Origin of the sequence: Pseudanabaenaceae cyanobacterium SKYG29 (assembly GCA_025055675.1) — a bacterium.
Taxonomy (GTDB): domain Bacteria; phylum Cyanobacteriota; class Cyanobacteriia; order Pseudanabaenales; family Pseudanabaenaceae; genus M5B4.
This window is the reverse complement of the sequence record JANWWT010000007.1, coordinates 38,796-55,408: the sequence shown is the minus strand read 5'-3', so window position 1 is coordinate 55,408 and position 16,613 is coordinate 38,796. Positions and strand designations below refer to the sequence as shown.

Annotated in this window: 14 protein-coding genes and 1 tRNA gene; 4 read left to right on the top strand and 11 right to left on the bottom strand. The window is 47.3% G+C overall.

Features of this window, described 5'->3' with window-relative positions; all coding sequences use genetic code 11:
• Positions 1 to 2: 2 nt before the first annotated feature.
• Both NZM01_11555 and NZM01_11550 read right to left on the bottom strand, forming a co-directional pair.
• Entirely contained in the window at positions 3 to 959 is a 957-nt protein-coding gene (locus NZM01_11555) for a glycosyltransferase family 9 protein (GenBank protein ID MCS6960668.1), read from the bottom strand.
• A gap of 40 nt (positions 960 to 999) precedes the next feature.
• Positions 1,000 to 2,592, bottom strand: coding sequence for a glucose-6-phosphate isomerase (locus NZM01_11550; protein ID MCS6960667.1), 1,593 nt, complete (start codon positions 2,590 to 2,592; stop codon positions 1,000 to 1,002).
• 196 nt (positions 2,593 to 2,788) lie between these two features.
• Between NZM01_11550 and raiA the strand changes: the two genes are divergently transcribed.
• Entirely contained in the window at positions 2,789 to 3,364 is a 576-nt protein-coding gene (gene raiA, locus NZM01_11545) for a ribosome-associated translation inhibitor RaiA (protein MCS6960666.1), read from the top strand.
• Here raiA and NZM01_11540 read toward each other — a convergent pair.
• Complete coding sequence (locus NZM01_11540) at positions 3,354 to 4,667, bottom strand: adenylosuccinate synthase (protein MCS6960665.1); 1,314 nt, start codon at positions 4,665 to 4,667, stop codon at positions 3,354 to 3,356. The genes raiA and NZM01_11540 overlap by 11 nt on opposite strands.
• A gap of 240 nt (positions 4,668 to 4,907) precedes the next feature.
• Here NZM01_11540 and serS point away from each other — a divergent pair, with 240 nt between their 5' ends.
• Complete coding sequence (serS, locus tag NZM01_11535; protein MCS6960664.1) at positions 4,908 to 6,179, top strand: serine--tRNA ligase; 1,272 nt, start codon at positions 4,908 to 4,910, stop codon at positions 6,177 to 6,179.
• On the opposite strand, the gene NZM01_11530 is transcribed toward serS, so the two are convergent.
• Entirely contained in the window at positions 6,176 to 6,805 is a 630-nt protein-coding gene (locus NZM01_11530; protein MCS6960663.1) for a response regulator, read from the bottom strand. The two genes, serS and NZM01_11530, sit on opposite strands and share 4 nt — an antisense overlap.
• A 276-nt stretch (positions 6,806 to 7,081) precedes the next feature.
• Here NZM01_11530 and NZM01_11525 point away from each other — a divergent pair, with 276 nt between their 5' ends.
• Positions 7,082 to 9,160, top strand: a complete 2,079-nt coding sequence (locus NZM01_11525) for a tetratricopeptide repeat protein (protein ID MCS6960662.1) — start codon at positions 7,082 to 7,084, stop codon at positions 9,158 to 9,160.
• A 217-nt stretch (positions 9,161 to 9,377) separates the two neighbouring features.
• Here NZM01_11525 and NZM01_11520 read toward each other — a convergent pair whose 3' ends face one another.
• From NZM01_11520 to NZM01_11500, 5 genes are all read right to left on the bottom strand, one after another.
• Positions 9,378 to 10,085, bottom strand: coding sequence for a pirin family protein (locus tag NZM01_11520; protein MCS6960661.1), 708 nt, complete (start codon positions 10,083 to 10,085; stop codon positions 9,378 to 9,380).
• Between the two features lie 97 nt (positions 10,086 to 10,182).
• Entirely contained in the window at positions 10,183 to 11,118 is a 936-nt protein-coding gene (locus NZM01_11515; protein ID MCS6960660.1) for an AraC family transcriptional regulator, read from the bottom strand.
• A gap of 238 nt (positions 11,119 to 11,356) precedes the next feature.
• A complete protein-coding gene (locus tag NZM01_11510) occupies positions 11,357 to 12,247 on the bottom strand; it encodes an ion channel (protein MCS6960659.1) in 891 nt (296 codons plus the stop codon).
• A gap of 15 nt (positions 12,248 to 12,262) precedes the next feature.
• The gene (locus NZM01_11505) at positions 12,263 to 12,460 is read right to left on the bottom strand and encodes a hypothetical protein (GenBank protein ID MCS6960658.1); all 198 of its coding nucleotides are present in this window, start codon (positions 12,458 to 12,460) and stop codon (positions 12,263 to 12,265) included.
• Between the two features lie 452 nt (positions 12,461 to 12,912).
• Entirely contained in the window at positions 12,913 to 14,658 is a 1,746-nt protein-coding gene (locus NZM01_11500; GenBank protein ID MCS6960657.1) for an endo alpha-1,4 polygalactosaminidase, read from the bottom strand.
• Between the two features lie 723 nt (positions 14,659 to 15,381).
• Here NZM01_11500 and NZM01_11495 point away from each other — a divergent pair.
• A complete protein-coding gene (locus NZM01_11495) occupies positions 15,382 to 15,912 on the top strand; it encodes a DUF1643 domain-containing protein (protein MCS6960656.1) in 531 nt (176 codons plus the stop codon).
• 85 nt (positions 15,913 to 15,997) lie between these two features.
• Here NZM01_11495 and NZM01_11490 read toward each other — a convergent pair.
• Together NZM01_11490 and NZM01_11485 are read right to left on the bottom strand one after the other, a co-directional pair.
• Positions 15,998 to 16,071 (bottom strand) — tRNA-Pro (locus NZM01_11490).
• Between the two features lie 69 nt (positions 16,072 to 16,140).
• Positions 16,141 to 16,572: a DUF2062 domain-containing protein gene (locus tag NZM01_11485; protein MCS6960655.1), complete on the bottom strand. Its 432-nt coding sequence runs from the start codon at positions 16,570 to 16,572 to the stop codon at positions 16,141 to 16,143.
• Positions 16,573 to 16,613 lie beyond the last annotated feature (41 nt).

The window sequence follows — 16,613 nt, the reverse complement described above, 5'->3', positions numbered from 1 at the left end:
CCCTAGGTACCCAAGACGCACTCAACAATTGTTTGAGGGTCAATATCGGCAATATTCCCCGTCCCTGACTGCACAAACTTGTACTTGGCAAGGGGGGGTAACAATTTCTTGGGGTCAGTCGGTCCAAACAACGCTACTAGAGCTGTGCCCACGGCTACTCCCAGGTGCATAGGCGCACTGTCCGTACAAAGTAGTAAATTTGCCGCCGCTACCATCCCCGCTGTTTTGCCAAGGTCGCTGGGACTAGTCACTTTCACTTCAACAAGATTCTGCAGTTTGCTGACAAACTCCCCATCCTCCGGTCCCTGTAACACCACGATCGGTAGATTTACCCGCTCCCGCACCTGCTGCAATACCGCTGCCCATTGCTGGGGGGGATAGATTTTGGCGATGCCCTTTTTCACTGCCAGTTCACTTGACCCGCCGTGGAGGAGGATATAGCCACTCTCCTTGATACCTAGGCGCTGCTGCTCTGCCTCTGCCCACTCTAGGTCACTCTGGGGGACTTGAATTTTGATGGGGGGGCATGGGGCTTTTATACCAAAACCTTGCAGTAGGTCATGGTACATCTCCGCTGCATACTGCTCCGTCTTGAGGGGAATCGGGTCAGTTAGCCAAAAATTACTGCCGTCAGCAAAGGCTATACGCTTGGGAATGCCCGTCAACCAGAGGAAGAAACCCACTGCCCAGCTCTTACCCAAAGACATCACCGCGGCGTATTCCTGCTCCCGCACATTGCCTAGGAGGTTGCCCCAGTCCGCCAGGCTGTTGCGGTCTTTGAAGTCAAATTCCCAAACCTTGTCCACCAGGGTTGTGAGGCGATAGGCTCCCACCGATCGGGGTTCCACCACCACATCGATCGTGGCTTGGGGGTATTTCCCTTTTAGGCTTGCCAGGGTGGGAAAGAACAGGAGTTGGTCACCAATGCCACCGGGTACCAGAGCAAGGACACGCATCATAGGTATTTACCGCTTTAACCTTTGTCATCCTAGCGCAGTTTTAGCTTTCTTGTAAGGGCGAAATTAACAGAGTATCGGGTTTACCAGTGTTCCCCTCCAGGTTAATGCGGAAGTTAGCGTCTAGGTGGCGCACAATGTGATAAATTGCTTCAATGTCTCCGCCCGTTTTGCTAGCGAGTTCCTCTAGGGTCATAGGGCGATTCTCTTTAGCCAAGACTTCTAGTAGCTGGGTTTGCAATTGTAGTACTCGCTGTGCCTCTTTTTTCCCTGCTTCTACCCCCGGTTGGTCGTAGGCATTGATGTTGACCAGACTGGCATAGAACCCCACTGCCCTTTCGTAGAGAGCAATCAGGGCACCCACGGTTTTAGGCGTGACATCCCCGATCGTGATCGTAATAGAATCCCTGTTGTTGTCATAGAGTGCTTTCCGCGTGCCTAGGAGTGCCCCCATCAGGTAATCCCCGCTGTAAATGCCTGGTTCTACTTCGGGAGCAGGGTTGTCAACTTCGCGGGGGGGACGATCGGTCAAGACCTCAATAAACGTGGCAAAGAAGTTGTTGACACCGTCCCGCAGTTGTTGCACGTAGGCATGTTGGTCGGTCGTTCCTTTGTTACCATAGACAGCGATGCCCTGTTCCACTACTTGCCCTTGGCGGTCTTTGGCTTTCCCCAGGGATTCCATCACTAGCTGCTGCAGATAACGACTGAGGAGTACCAGGCGGTCTTTGTAGGGCAAGATCACCATATCCTTTTCCCCCTTACCCTTGGTCTCCCAGTACCAAGCCATTGTCAACAGAGCCGCGGGATTGTGGCGTAAATTGGGCACACGGGTGGCACTGTCCATCACCTTTGCCCCTTCCAGTAATCCCAGCACATCAATTCCCTCTAAAGCTGCTGCTAGCAAACCCACCGCTGACATCTCGGAAGTGCGACCCCCAATCCAGTCATACATAGGGAAGGTATCCAACCAGCCCTCCTGCCGTGCCTGTAAATCTAACTTGCTGGCTTCCATCGTCACCGCTACTGCATAGGGGGGAAACTCCAAACCCATCTGGGCGTAGGCATGGCGCACTTCCTTCATCCCATTGGCGGTTTCAGGCGTACTGCCGGATTTAGAAGTCACGATCGTCAGAGTTGTCTGCAGTCGCTCTCCTAGTTGGGCCAGTAACCGATCGATGCCGTCGGGGTCAGTGTTATCGATAAAGTGGAAGCGCAGGGGGGGGCGGAGGGGTGCCAGGGCCTGGGAAACAAACTGGGGTCCCAAGGCGGAACCGCCAATACCAATCCAAATCACATCGGTAAAGTGGGTCAGGGCTGGGTTAGGGGGGGAAATCAAGCCATTGTGCACATCCTGGGCAAAGCTGAGGACTCGTTGCACCGTCCCTTCTATGTCCTGGCGGATACGGGGTGTAGGAGCTAACTCTGGCGCGCGCAGCCAATAATGTCCGACCATCCTGCCTTCATCGGGATTGGCAATCTCCCCTGCCTCCAGGGCTTTCATCTCCGCAAATGCCCTCTCAAACTGAACTTCCATTTCATTGACAAACTCAGGCGTAAACCTTACCCGACTGATGTCTACATAAAAATCCAGCTGCGGATGGTAGTAGAGCCACTCTTTATATCTTTGCCACATGGATTTACCTTCTCTCCCTTGGCTTTAGCTTACCACTCCCTGCTGCCCTGCCGAATATTACCTAACGTTAACCTTTTGTTAAGATCGTCTTAGCATTCTCCCTGAACGTCGGCAAGGGTGATAGTGTGAAAGTAAGACCGATCGTGACCAAACCACTGTAAACATACCTAGATCGGTGATTTCAGGAGGTAAATGTATGAAATTAGTGATTCAGGGCAAAAACATTGACATTACTGATGCCATTCGCGACTATGTCCGTCAAAAGATCGACCGGGCAGTCAGCCACTATCAAGCCCTTACCCACGAAGTCGATGTCAATTTGTCGGTAGCGCGCAACCCCCGCATCAGTGCCAGCCAGGCAGCAGAAGTGACAGTGTACGCCAATGGTACAGTCATTCGGGCGGAAGAAAAGAGCGATAACCTCTATGCCAGTATCGACCTGGTAGCGGATAAAATTGCCCGTAAGCTGCGCAAGTTCAAGGAAAAGAAGAGTAGCAAGACTCCTGAAAAAACCTCGATCGCAGTGGAACATCTGCAGCTGCCTGCTCCCACCACTAATGGCAAAGGGCCTGTGTTACCACCCCCAGTCATTCGCAATAAGTTTTTCGCTATGCCCCCTATGTCCGTAGAAGAGGCATTAGAGCAACTGGAGTTGGTAGATCACGATTTCTATGTCTTCCGCAACAAAGCCACGGGTGAGATCAATGTCATTTACGAACGCAATCACGGTGGCTATGGTCTAATCCAGCCGCGGCAAGTAGCTACAAGCTAAGTAGTCCCCGCTTTGGTCCGTGAATAGGGTCTTCGATAATGATTGTCTGACCCCGATTTGCTCCCAGGGAGACAATAGCGATGGGGATTTCCATCAGGTCTGCCAAAAATTTGAGGTAGTCCCGCGCTTCCCTGGGCAGTTCACTGAGGGAACGACAATGTTGGGTGGAGGTGCGCCAGCCGGGTAGGGTCTCGTAGATGGGTGTAGCTTTGGCAAAGGCACGGCTGTTGCTGGGGAAGTCCCGTACTACCTTGCCCTCAATTTCGTAGGCAATACAGACCTTTATTTCTGGTAGCTCGTCTAGGACATCCAGTTTGGTGATGGCCAGACAGTCCAAGCCGTTGATGCGCACGGCGTAACGTCCAATAACCCCATCAAACCAGCCACAGCGTCGCTTTCTCCCTGTTGTTGTACCGTATTCTGCGCCCCGCTGGCAGAGATATTCACCTATGTGGTCATGGAGCTCCGTCGGGAAGGGTCCCTCCCCCACACGGGTGACATAAGCCTTGGCTACACCAATAATACGGTCAATCATTGTGGGCCCTACCCCCGCGCCAATACAAGCTCCCCCCGCAATGGGATTAGAGGAGGTGACATAGGGATAAGTGCCGTGGTCCAAATCCAGTAAAGTACCCTGCGCCCCTTCAAACAGGATGTTGCGCCGCTTCCTGATCGCTTCACTGATTTTGAGGGAAGCATCCACCACATGGGGACGGAGCCGCTCGCCGTATGCCAAGTACTGCGCCACGATCGCTTCCGCATCAAGGGGTGGTAACCCATACAACCGCTCCAGGACTAAATTTTTGTGCTCCACTGCCCAGCGGATTTGTTCTGCCCCCGCTTCCCGATCGAGTAAATCTAAAACCCTTACTCCAATCCTTTCCGACTTATCCGCATAGGTAGGACCAATCCCCCTTCCCGTCGTACCAATGCGGTGTTTTGCCCGCTGCTGCTCCACTGCCTGGTCGATCAAGCGGTGGTAAGGCATTGTCACATGGGCAGTTTCGGCCACATACAACCGCTCAGTAGAAATTCCTAGGTCGTGCAAACGATCGATTTCCTCCAGGAGAGTTTGGGGGTCGACCACCGTCCCGCCGGCAATGATACAGTCCTTGTTGGGGTAGAGAATGCCCGAAGGGATTAAGTGTAGCTTGAAGACTTGATCATTGACTACTACTGTATGCCCTGCGTTGATGCCACCCTGATAGCGCACAATCACATCCGCCGAGCGGCTCAATAAATCCGTGATTTTTCCCTTCCCTTCGTCCCCCCACTGGGTACCGATTACAATTACGTTTGCCAAGGCTCTTACCAAAGTCCACAAGGCTTTAATTTTTATTCCCCTGCCCTTTCTTGTCAAGTATTCTGTTTACATTGCTTCATACTTGCGTTAGTAAGATTTTAGAGAAACCCTTAAGTTTGGTGAAGGGGATTGGTGATTGGTAAAGGGATTGACAAATAGTGGCTAACTCGTAGTAAACTATTCTCCCTAGTTGTTGTGCTCAGGGGAAGGTTATAATAATTCATTTGATTGTATTAGCTAATGTTAGATATTAAACTAATTCGCCACAACCTGCAGGAGTGTCAAACAGCCCTCAGACACAGAGGAGATAATACAGACTTAGCGGCTATAGTTGCCCTTGATGACCAAAGACGGCAATTAGAACAACAGCGATCGGCATGGGAAGCACAGGCTAACGAATTACAAAAGCAGGTAGGTAAATTAAAGCAGACTGACCCAGCGCATCCCCAAATTGATGACCTCAAACACCAAGCAAATCAAATTAAAGAACGAATTGCTACCCTAGCGGAACAAGAAGAAGTTGTCAGACAACAACTCCATCAACAACTGCTCACAGTTCCCAACTTACCCCATCCCTCCACACCGATCGGGACTTCCGAGGCAGACAATCGGGTAGTGCGCACTTGGGGAGAAGAGTACAAGCCCACCTATCCTGTCCTACCCCACTGGGAAATTGGTGAGAAGTTAGGCATTTTGAACTTTGAGCGAGCAGTGAAGGTAGCGCAAACCCGTTTTGTCAATCTAGTGGGGGCAGCAGCACAGCTGGAGCGGGTACTGATTAACTTCATGCTTGACCAACACCGCCAACGGGGATACACAGAGGTCATGCCGCCCTTTTTAGTGAACTCCCAATCCCTGCAGGGGACAGGGCAATTGCCCAAATTTGCTAGTGATGCCTTCCGCTGCCAGGATGATGACCTATGGTTAGTCCCCACCGCTGAGGTACCTGTAACTAATCTCTACCGTGATGAAATCCTCGACAGCAGTCAACTACCCATTAAGCACTGCGCCTACACTCCTTGCTTTCGGCGGGAGGCAGGCAGCTACGGTAGGGATACCAGGGGATTGATTCGTTTACACCAATTCAACAAGGTAGAACTAGTGAAATTTGTCTTGCCAGAGGAATCAGAGCGAGAACATGAGACCCTTGTTCAAGATGCGGAACACATCCTCCAGCTGCTCAAGTTGCCCTATCGGGTAGTGGAACTCTGCACGGCTGATCTAGGCTTTGCGGCACGTAAATGTTATGACCTGGAAGTATGGTTACCTGCAGCGGGGCAGTATCGGGAAATTTCTAGTTGTTCTAACTTTGGCGATTTTCAGGCGCGGCGAGCTAACCTGCGCTACAAAACCAAGGGTAAGAAGGGCACAGAGTTTCTCCATACCCTCAACGGTTCAGGGCTAGCTATTGGTAGAACCATGTGTGCTATCTTGGAGAACTATCAGCAACCAGATGGTACAGTGCTCATGCCAGAAGTTTTGCACCCCCTCTTGGGCTGGCAGTCTCTCTAGGCACTTTGGGGCAGCCTGTACTTGTTGATTATCCCCATAATTTTAACCCGATCGATCGGTTTGCTGATAAAGTCTGTAGCTCCTACCATCTTTGCTCTGACGCGATCAATTAAGCCATCATTCCCCGTGAGGATGATAATAGGTGTATGTTGGAAAGCCTCTACCCGCCGCAGTTGGGCACAAATTTCGTAGCCATTCACAATAGGCATGTGTAAATCCAAAAATATGAGGTCAGGTTTCACCTTGAGTAGAGTAGTCACTGCTACCATAGCATTACTAATTTGCACTAGCTGACAGTTACAGCCCTCTAGGAGGTGTTCCAGAATTTTCCCTTCGCTAGGGCTATCGTCAATGTGAGCTATGGTCATTTTAGGGACAAAATTGTTCTGTAGTGCTATCCCAGTCTTTTTCTCTGCTCGCCACAGAGTCAACTTGCCCCCCGTCTCAACTACCAAGCACTCAATCCCCAAGTTGCGATATTTTTCTGCCATAGAGAGAACAAAGGCTTGGGAAGTACCAGGAAAGGTGCCCCCTTCCAAAAACGTTTGCCCCTGGAAACTCAGCTTTCCATCACCTAGGACAGCTGCACCTGCTGCTTGCAGTTCATCAATTGTCAAAATTTTCATAGCTACGTAATGCCTAAGTTATGGTTAATTTTTTATTATAGCTAGGGAAAGTAAGACGGCGATAAAATGAAGACAATTGTAACAAATTGTTCACTAAGACATATGCCAAAGGGAATTTTTACTGTGACGTTTGGGAAAACTATGCTAGGTAACAAAATTAGGTTATAATTTGCAGAATTAACATCATTGTGCTGAATTTGGTCGCAACTAGCCCTTATCCTGCGGGCTGATTTCTGGTAGTATGAAAGCAATTGCTGCTAATAACCTTGCCTAACCATGACAGGGGACAACTTTCCCGACTTCTCGGCACAGGGCTATCAAGTCCTCCGTGAACTTGGACGTAATCCTATTGGTGGGCGTGTCACTTACTTAGCACAACATCAGTCGGGTAACTTCGTTGTTATCAAACAATTCCAGTTTGCTAAAGCTAGTAATTGGGAGGGGTTCAAGGCGATCGAGCGGGAAATCCAAACCCTCAAAGACCTGAACCACCCTGGCATCCCTCGTTATCTGGATACATTTGAAACAAGAGATGGTTTTTGCCTGGTACAGGAGTACAAGCAAGGACAAATGCTTTCCCAAGTCCGTAGTTTCACAGCGGACGAGGTCAAACAGATTGCTATCAAACTCCTGGAGATACTAGTTTACTTACAAGACCGTATTCCTCCCATCGTTCATCGTGACATCAAACCGGAAAATGTCCTCATTGATGAGGAGTTGAATGTTTACCTGATTGATTTTGGCTTTGCCAGAGTAGGAACTCATACTATAGCTATCAGTAGTGTCAATGCGGGGACATTGGGGTTTATGGCTCCCGAGCAAATTCGCAATCTCAATCTCACTAAGTCCTCTGACCTGTACAGCCTTGGACTGACGTTAATTTGTCTGTTGGGAGAAATTCCTTCCCATGGGATTGGGGACTACATCGATTGGAATAATCAACTAAACCGTAAAAAAATTGCTGCCAAGTTAAAAGAATGTAATCCCCGTTTCCTGCGATGGTTGCAGAAGATGACAGAGGCTGACCCCAGCAAAAGATATAGAGATGCCAAGACAGCTCTGGCAGAACTCAGACCTCTTGTTATTAGGGGTGGCTATAAGTTTCTGTGGCTAGAGATATTGTTGGGGAGACAACAAAGGTCACTGGATTATTTCTATCAAGCCAAGGCTAGGTATGATGCGGGAGACTATGTAGGTGCAATTAAATACTACACCCAAGCCCTGCAAATTAATCCTAAAGATGTATATGTATATTACAATCGTGGTCTTGCTAAGTCTGCCGTCGGTGATTACCAAGCAGCAATCTTGGACTACAACCAAGCCTTGACTATTAATCCGCGCCTAGCGGAGGCTTTTAATAATCGCGGTATAGCAAAGTTCATGGTGGGAGACTATCAGGGAGCAATTGCTGACTATACTGAAGCAATCAAGCTCAATCCCAAATTAGCGATGGCTTACAGCAATCGTGCCTCGGCAAAGTTTCTCCTCGGTGATTATCAGGGATCAGTGGCTGATTACAGGCAAGCTATTCAGGAAAATCCTAATTTAGCTGAGGTCATTAACCCGAAATTGGTGGAGGCATATCATAGTGACGGCATTGCCAATTACATGTTAGAAAACTACGAACGGGCGATCGCCAATTATTCTGCGGCTATTGCTATCAATCCCCAGGATGCGGAAGCTTATTATAATCGTGGCATTGCCCACTATGATTTACAAAACTATCAAGAAGCTATAGAAGATTATACCCAAGTCATTGCTATCAATCCGCATCATCCAGAAGTGTATTACAATCGGGGACTAGCAAAATTTGCTCTGGGTGACTATCATGGTGCTATCGCAGACTATACCCAGTCTATTGCTATTAACCCCCACGACACTGCTGTCTATAACGATCGGGGTATAGCTAAATTTGCTCTAGGGGATCAGCAGGGAGCAATTCAAGACTTCGATCGGGCACTTGCAATTAATCCTAAGTATGTAAAAGCCTATGTTAATCGGGCAAAGGCTAGGTGTGAAACAGGAGATTACAGAGGTGCTATTGCTGATTGCAATCAGGCGTTAACAATAAATCCCAAGTTGTCACTCGTGTATTACTTGCGTGGTAATGTCAAACATGGGTTGGGAGATAGACAGGGAGCAATTTCCGATTTCACCCAGGCATTGCAGATCAATAAAAAGTTTGCTGAAGCATACTTCAGGCGTGGGCAAGTTAAGTATGAATTGCAAGATTATTTGGGAGCGATCGAGGACTACACAAAGGCAATTCAAATTAATCCCAAATATGCCAATATCCGTTTTAACCGCAGAAAGACAAACATAACCGATCGTGCTACAGATAGCCCAGTTCAGTAGCGTTTACAGTGAGTTCGGTTGCAAAAATATTTGTGTCTAGCCCAGAGTGACATCCAGGACTATCATAGCGATGGGTTATGCCAAATTACTGGTACCAACCTCTTTGATGTCCACCAAAAGGGCAACTGCATTGTGCTTATCAAGACGATTTTACCTAGTCATAGCATTCCTGTTTAACCAATTGCAAAGTGTTTAGTCTGCATAGGACAAAACCTGTCTATGGGCGCACCAAGTCAAACAATAAGAATTCACTAGACTGGGTTCCCACAACTTCAATCTTGTTTTCCTCTGTAATTGCTACTCCATCGCCAGCCGCAAGGGAATAATGCCCATTGAGTGTTACCTGTCCTCTTGCTACCTGTAACCACGCCATCCGATCGTCTTGCAGTTGGTAGCTAACTCCATCACCGGGTTCCAGTAAAGAAGCAAACAAGTTGACATCTTGGTGAATAGTGACTGAACCATCCCGTCCATCTCTGGAGCCAACTAGCTTCAATCTACCCCGCTTTTCTGCGGCACTAAAAGACTTCTGCTCATAACTAGGTGGTAGATTTTTTTGCTCAGGCAGCACCCAGATTTGCAAGAAGTGAACTACATCCCGATCGGAGGCATTGAATTCACTATGACTGATGCCTGTACCAGCGGACATTCTCTGTACATCCCCAGGATGAATAACTGAGCCTGTACCAATACTATCTTTGTGTTCCAAGGCACCTGACAAAACATAGGAGATAATCTCCATATCCCTGTGGCTGTGAGTGCCAAAACCCTTGGCCGGCTGCACCTTGTCCTCATTGATAACCACCAGGCTACCGAAACCCAGAAATTGCGGGTCGTGGTAGTGACCAAAAGAAAAAGTGTGACGACTAAAGAGCCAACCTAAATCAGTCAAACCCCGATCGTCTGCCTTTCTAATGCTGATCATCGCTCCACGCCATTTAACTAGTTTTCATCCCTAACAGTAGAAGATCGGCACTATAGTCGTCTATCGGTTTGTTGTAATTTTTAGCAGATTCTTGCCATTAAGTACGCATTTGCTTTGGGGTTATCCCTACAATACGCTTAAAATGCTTAGTAAACTGACTTTGACTCGCAAATCCCACTTCTAATGCTACCTCAGCAATGCTTTTTTCTCCCTGAGAGAGAAGTTCTTTTGCCCGATCGATACGACACTCAATTACATACTGATAAGGTGAAATACCCATAGATTGCTTAAACAAACGGCAGAAATAGTAAGGACTCATACCTACTGCAGTTGCCATTTCTGCTAGGGAAATATCTTCTGTTAAATGAGCCTGGATGTAAGTAATCACTTGTTTTAGTTTGAGTTTTGATAATCCGCCTACATAGCTTGGTAATTGAACTTTGCTATGGCAATATCTACGCGCCAGATGAGCAACCAGAAAAGCAGCAGCAGATTCAGCATAGAAACGGTCACTATTCCCCTGTTCAAGCTCCGATTTCAAGGCTAATCCAATTTCCTGAATTAATGAGTCTCGTATACCAACCTGGGGCAATAATTCAGTAACGGTTGTTTGCCTAAAATCTTCACTAAGCTCAACAAAAAGCTGTGGCTCCAGGTACAAATGGATAGATTGTACCTCTGCATGCCAACAATGCTGGATAGGCTGTTTAGCAGGATAGATGTAAATATCACCGCTTCTGTCATACCTGGCTTTGCATTGCCCTTGCTCTTTGCGCTCGTTCAGGTAAGGATGCTCAGTTGTAACTATCGAGATGATATGTTCTTGGGCAAGAAACTCAGGTGTTGCCCAGGGTGGCTGCTGGTGATATTCCAATCTAATGCCACCCCAATCTGTTCCTTCACTGGATAAAAGGGGATGTCTGGGTAGCACCTGCAGTGCGGCTTTCTGCTGGGAGAAGTTAAGAAGAACAGGTTGTTTAGGGTTATCTATATTCATTTTTTCTTGACCTACTTGGAAAATAAAGTTAGGCAAGGCACACAACTATTTACAGTAGCACGGAATGTTCTTAACTTGACTAGTTGTTAAGTATAAAATTGGAATAAAAAGTGCTGCTGTAATTACTAAACAACTGACTGGATAACACGGGGTTACGATGGTAGAGGCTACAAATCTGCCTAGAAATCAAAACCTAGCTGCAGCTGACACAAGATTATCACTTCCTCCACTGCTCAGCGAAATGATTGATTATAAAATCGGTACAATTACGGGATTATTGATTATCACTAAATTCTTCAAGATCAGGCATGGTTTTATGGAAATAAGAGTAGTCAATAATCACTTCATCAGATTGAGTCTCTGTAATTACATCCATAAAATGGTGTTGGAGACGAATATCGTGCATGCGGTAGTCATGGCGGGCATAAATAGTCTGAGAAAAGGTATCATCAATCCCAATCAATGTTACCACTAAGACCGTATCTTCATCTATTGCTTTGTTGTGGAGAGGACTTGCCTCATTAATTGGGTGCATTACTAACCAAGTCAAGAAAAAGACAGGGGTTTCAGAACGAATTAAAGCTAAGTCATAAAATCGCCGCATCCTAAAACCTTCAGCACTGACTTCATGGCGCACACAAGTTACCCTGACTTGAGCTTCCAGTATCTGATTACTCCGTTGATTTGCCATGCGAAACATTAGGGTAGGTACACCATTAAATTTTGTAATTACAGCCACCTTACTAAACAGGACACGGGCAGAAGGATTAGAGAAACGGGCAAAAGCTAGCCCAGTAATCATTGCTACCCCCAATAACCCAACCAGGGATTCAGCAGTAACTAGTAGATTTGCTACTATCCCTTGCGGGTGCATATTACCATAACCAATGGTAGCCAAAGTTTGAACACTGAAAAAGAAGTAATCGCTCAAGTGCTGCTTACTAGCATTCGCCACCTCAGCAAATGTCATATACAAAAAACCAAACAACAAGTTAATTAATACATATACGCAGCTAATAATTAACCAAAACATTGCCCAAGAAATGTTGAGTAGACGATGATAAAGATCGTTCCAAAAAGATGATGCAGTGTTGAGTAGTACTACTTTTGCCCCACCAAATCCTTCTACAATTTGCTGGCGATGGCTGTACCAACGGTATATCATTAGAGTTTAGCTACCTCACTTACTAGTATACATACTACTACTGTGACTGAAGTCATAAATCATTTCATCTAATTCTTCTAATCGATCGGGGGTGATGTGATTTGTTGAGACCGATCGGTTCTGCTGCATTGAAGGTGTATCGTAGCAGATTTGCCTAGGCAAAGATAAAACAGCATTTCCTGGGATATGGCGCAAATCATCTGATGTAAACATCCTCTCAATCTGCCAGTTCGGCAAGCGTTTGACTGCAACATCCCAAACTCTGGGGATGATACCAGGGTCAATTCCCTGCCATCCACCAACCTACTGAGGAAGAGCCAGTCTTGTACCGGCTTCTGTATAGCCTTTGTTCAAGTGCGGTATGTCATTCCCATCCTTTTCATGCGAATTGAACCCACGCCAACGGGGAAGTTGAGTATAAGTAGCAGACTTTAGCGTGCCAAGCGACCTAAGTGTCATGTTTGATACAGGTGTAACACCAAAAGATGTGATGCCAAAGCCAATTGCTGAGGTTTCAGACAAGCTTAAGAACTTTCGTCGTGTTAGATATAGCATAGTAAGAATTCCCTTTTGTTCGCCCGTTTGAAAAGCCGCACTAAGTAGGTAACAGTGTATCTGCAAATGCCTGCTTACGCAACGGGCTCGCCTAACGACGGCGACAAACGTTATTGACTGACAGACCACTCTCGACAATCAACCCTATAGGCATCCAGTTTCCAATTTTTACGTAACGCGTTGAAGTTCATCTGTAATGCTTGATAGCAGAAAGCTGATGGTTCAAGCTCGTATTCAATAATGAAAACAGGCTTACCAACTTGAACAAAGGGCAGCAGCAATTCGCATTCTCTATAGGAGAAACACTCTTCGTTGAGAATCCAATCAAAATGCGATATCAACTCCGGAACTTGCCCTAAATCATTCTTCAGACCAATTGAAAGCCCCCTTTGATGAGCCGCTTCCGTGAGAAAGATGTTATAACGTTTCTGGTCCTCAGACATCAAAGGAAATCCTGTATCGTTGGTATATCCATTGACATTATCAGGATCGACACCATCGCAGCCTTTGCTAACCGCAAGGTCAAGCCTCGCTTTTATAATGGGCGCAAGCAGATCAATGCGCCGAATGTCTAACCATTTCTCGCCTGGCCAGCCTTCCATATTATTTCCCAGCACTTCGGTTGGAAACCTGTTGGCATCGGGCCGCCACTCTTCATAGGAACCTGCGCTGAAATAACACATTACAAAAATACCACGCCTGTGTAAGGACGCAATAGTGGAAGATGACACATCAAATAGGTCGAGGTTGAACACATCAACCTTGAGACTCGTGTCGATTTCTCCGGTGTATTGGATTTGCCAAAAGGCTTCCTGAGGCGGTAAGCGAATGCTCCTTGTATCAGCGGTGACAGTAGATACAGGCGTAGCATTTTGCGACCGACGCAACACGACGATGTTGTCGGCAATCTTGCGCACAGTTGGGTGGAGTTCAGTATGAATAGCCAGGTACGATGAATAGAGTTCGTTGTCCCAACGCCACATATACCACCAGGCACCACTTATTTCTGGACGGCTATACACCAGGCTTGCATAGTCCCACATTTCCTCGCTGGTGGGCATGCGGAGATCGTCCGCATAGTACTCAAACGCGGGCATGGTCCAGATCAGCCGCGATTCGGGCGCTAAGCGTCGCAATGTTGCGATCTCACGCTGTATATGAGTGATTAGTTCATCGCGTTGGTATGTTCCATCAGTGAGGAAAGGATAGAACCCGGTTTGACAATAGTCACAAACCCCAGGCGCAATAGCTTTCTCAGGGGTTGCCTCAGCCCAGAAGGTAAAGCCGTTGATCTCAGAATATATCGGTACAGGCGCAATTTGCTTGATCGCCTGGTAGAGCGCTTGTTGTTCGGCCGTTGTGTAGCCGCATGTGTCGCACTCCATCCAGTAAGGTTCATGCAACGCATATACAGCAAAGGTTGCCGGATGTTCAGCAACGGTTTCGAGGAACCGCCTTGCTGTTGCATCAATTGTCCAGACACCTGTTTGGCGGTTTAGCTTCCAGCCCTCGGGCCAGAGCCAGGGAATTACCCGCATACCTAACGACCAGGCTGTGTCAAGATATTTAACCCATTCGGCTGGGTCTGCATTGTAGGCGAAATCGGTGAGGACTAGGTCGAAGCCAAGGGCACGCACTTGTGGCAGTTCCGCTAGCGGAACATACTGAATGCCGTAGAATGGCAATGCTAGACTGGCTTGGGATGCGGTATCTGGTGTTACTAATGGCATTGGCTTTGCCGTAGAGTGATTGTCCGAAGCTGATTGAGTAGGCACATTCGTGCGTAACCAGTAAGAACTGATCGTAGCTAAGACTACTAGGGCAAGCAGAATAATAGCCCGCAAATAGGTGCGCATACGCGACCCTCCTCTGTTAACTAACTGTGTCCTTTGTCTAATTTTCTCTGAGGTACGGCTAGAAGTGTCTCGAGGAGACCATTTAAGCGGGGCAATCAGCTCCCCTAATCCGCTCAGAGCATCAACCAAACCAATTACTGAGAGCAAGGAATTGGATGGGGTAAGGGGCAGAACAAAAGATAAAAACCCGATCGAGTCGCTAATATAGTTCATCAACGGTTGTGAAATCGAATAATATATCTGCTAGTTCTTCCAACCTATCGATCGGGAGCAAGATTGCCAAAACTTTCGGTGTAAACGATTCCTTTAGCCCCGCACTGGGAGAACATTTTGACAATGGTATAAGCCTTGTAGTTGAGACCTTACCAGCTGCTACCCATCTGATGGTGCTTACCGCCAATTCGATCGTTTGTGATAAAGCGATCGTGGCATACCCGTCCTTTTCCCCTTTCGGATTTGCAAAAAGTTTTTTAGGTATCTATACTACGTTTGTGGATAAATACCAAGCCTCCCAGATTAATGGGCTTTCTCCAAAATACACCTAACAAATGGTAACGATCTCATCGAGAGTGTTCACTATGTCAAGCCCAACAGCAGTATTATTTGCTGCAATGCTAAGCTGCTCACGGACTGAATGTAAAATCCCCATGACCAGGTAGTTCATCAAAGGGCAATCGAAATCTATCAGCTAGGATTGTTGAGTCGCAAGGGGAACCGCTCCTAATGACTGACATCTACATTGCCTCTAATACGCTAAGGTTTGCACTGGGGCAATCTGGTGATCGACCCGTCCTAGTTCTAGGTCTCAATCCCAGCACTGCCACTGACGTTAAATCTGACTTAACTTTGAGCAAGGTCAGGCGTATCAGCCAGTGCAAAGGGTTTGATGGATTTATCATAGCCAATCTCTGCCCCATCAGGTCTACTCATATCCTGGCATTGCCAATCCGTGTTCCCGATCCTGTTCATGTACAAAATCTAGCCATTATCAGTCAAATCGTGAAGGCTTATTCTCTAGCCTTTGTCTGGGCGGCATGGGGAGCAGGGATCATCAAGAGACAATACTTTGTACGCGCACTCAAAGAAATTGTTAGTTGTCTCGATCGGGAGGGATTGAATTGGCTGTGTTATGACTACTTGACCAAAGAAGGGCATCCTCGCCATCCATCGCGGGTGGGTTATGGAAAATCCTTTTATCCCTTTGATGTACACGAGTACACAACGAGGCTAGAAAGTATTTACAAAGACCAGTAATACAGGAGCTGAAAAAGTCTTATTCAATGGGAAATACAAACTTTCCACAAATCTAAAGCTCACTACTGGAGAGGGCTTGAGGTTATCGGAGCGGCGGGATTTGAACCCACGACCCCCACTACCCCAAAGTGGTGCGCTACCAAGCTGCGCTACGCCCCGACTGCAAGCCATATAATAATACCAGAATTAGTCCCCCGTGCAAGACCTAATTTTGCCGTCCTACCGAGGTTAGGGAGATTTATGTAACCTCTGTCTCCTGATTTTAGTAAACAGCCAAATACCTAGGTAATAACTAAATACACTGCTCACACTAGCCATCACGAATGAACCAAAAAACAGCACTATGAGTACAGTTTTGCCCAGCTGCCAGATATCCGATTGGTAGCTAAAGTTTATCTTTGTCCTCAGCAACCACTGCCCTAGGTAAAAGTTAAAGGTATAGATGGGCACATAGGTGAGAGGGTTGCTAACCCAAGTTCCTAGGGCTGCTACTAACTGGTCACCTCTAATCAGGGTAGCCAGTAGAACTGCCACGATCGTTTGGAACCCAAAGATCGGAAACATGCCGGCGAACACACCTGCTGCCAGTCCCCTAGCCAGGCGAGGGGGGGTACTACGCCGCCGCAACCGTAAATACCAGTAACGCACTAACCGCCGCATAATTTTATGCTAGATTGAGCTAAGTCTTGATATTTAATCTG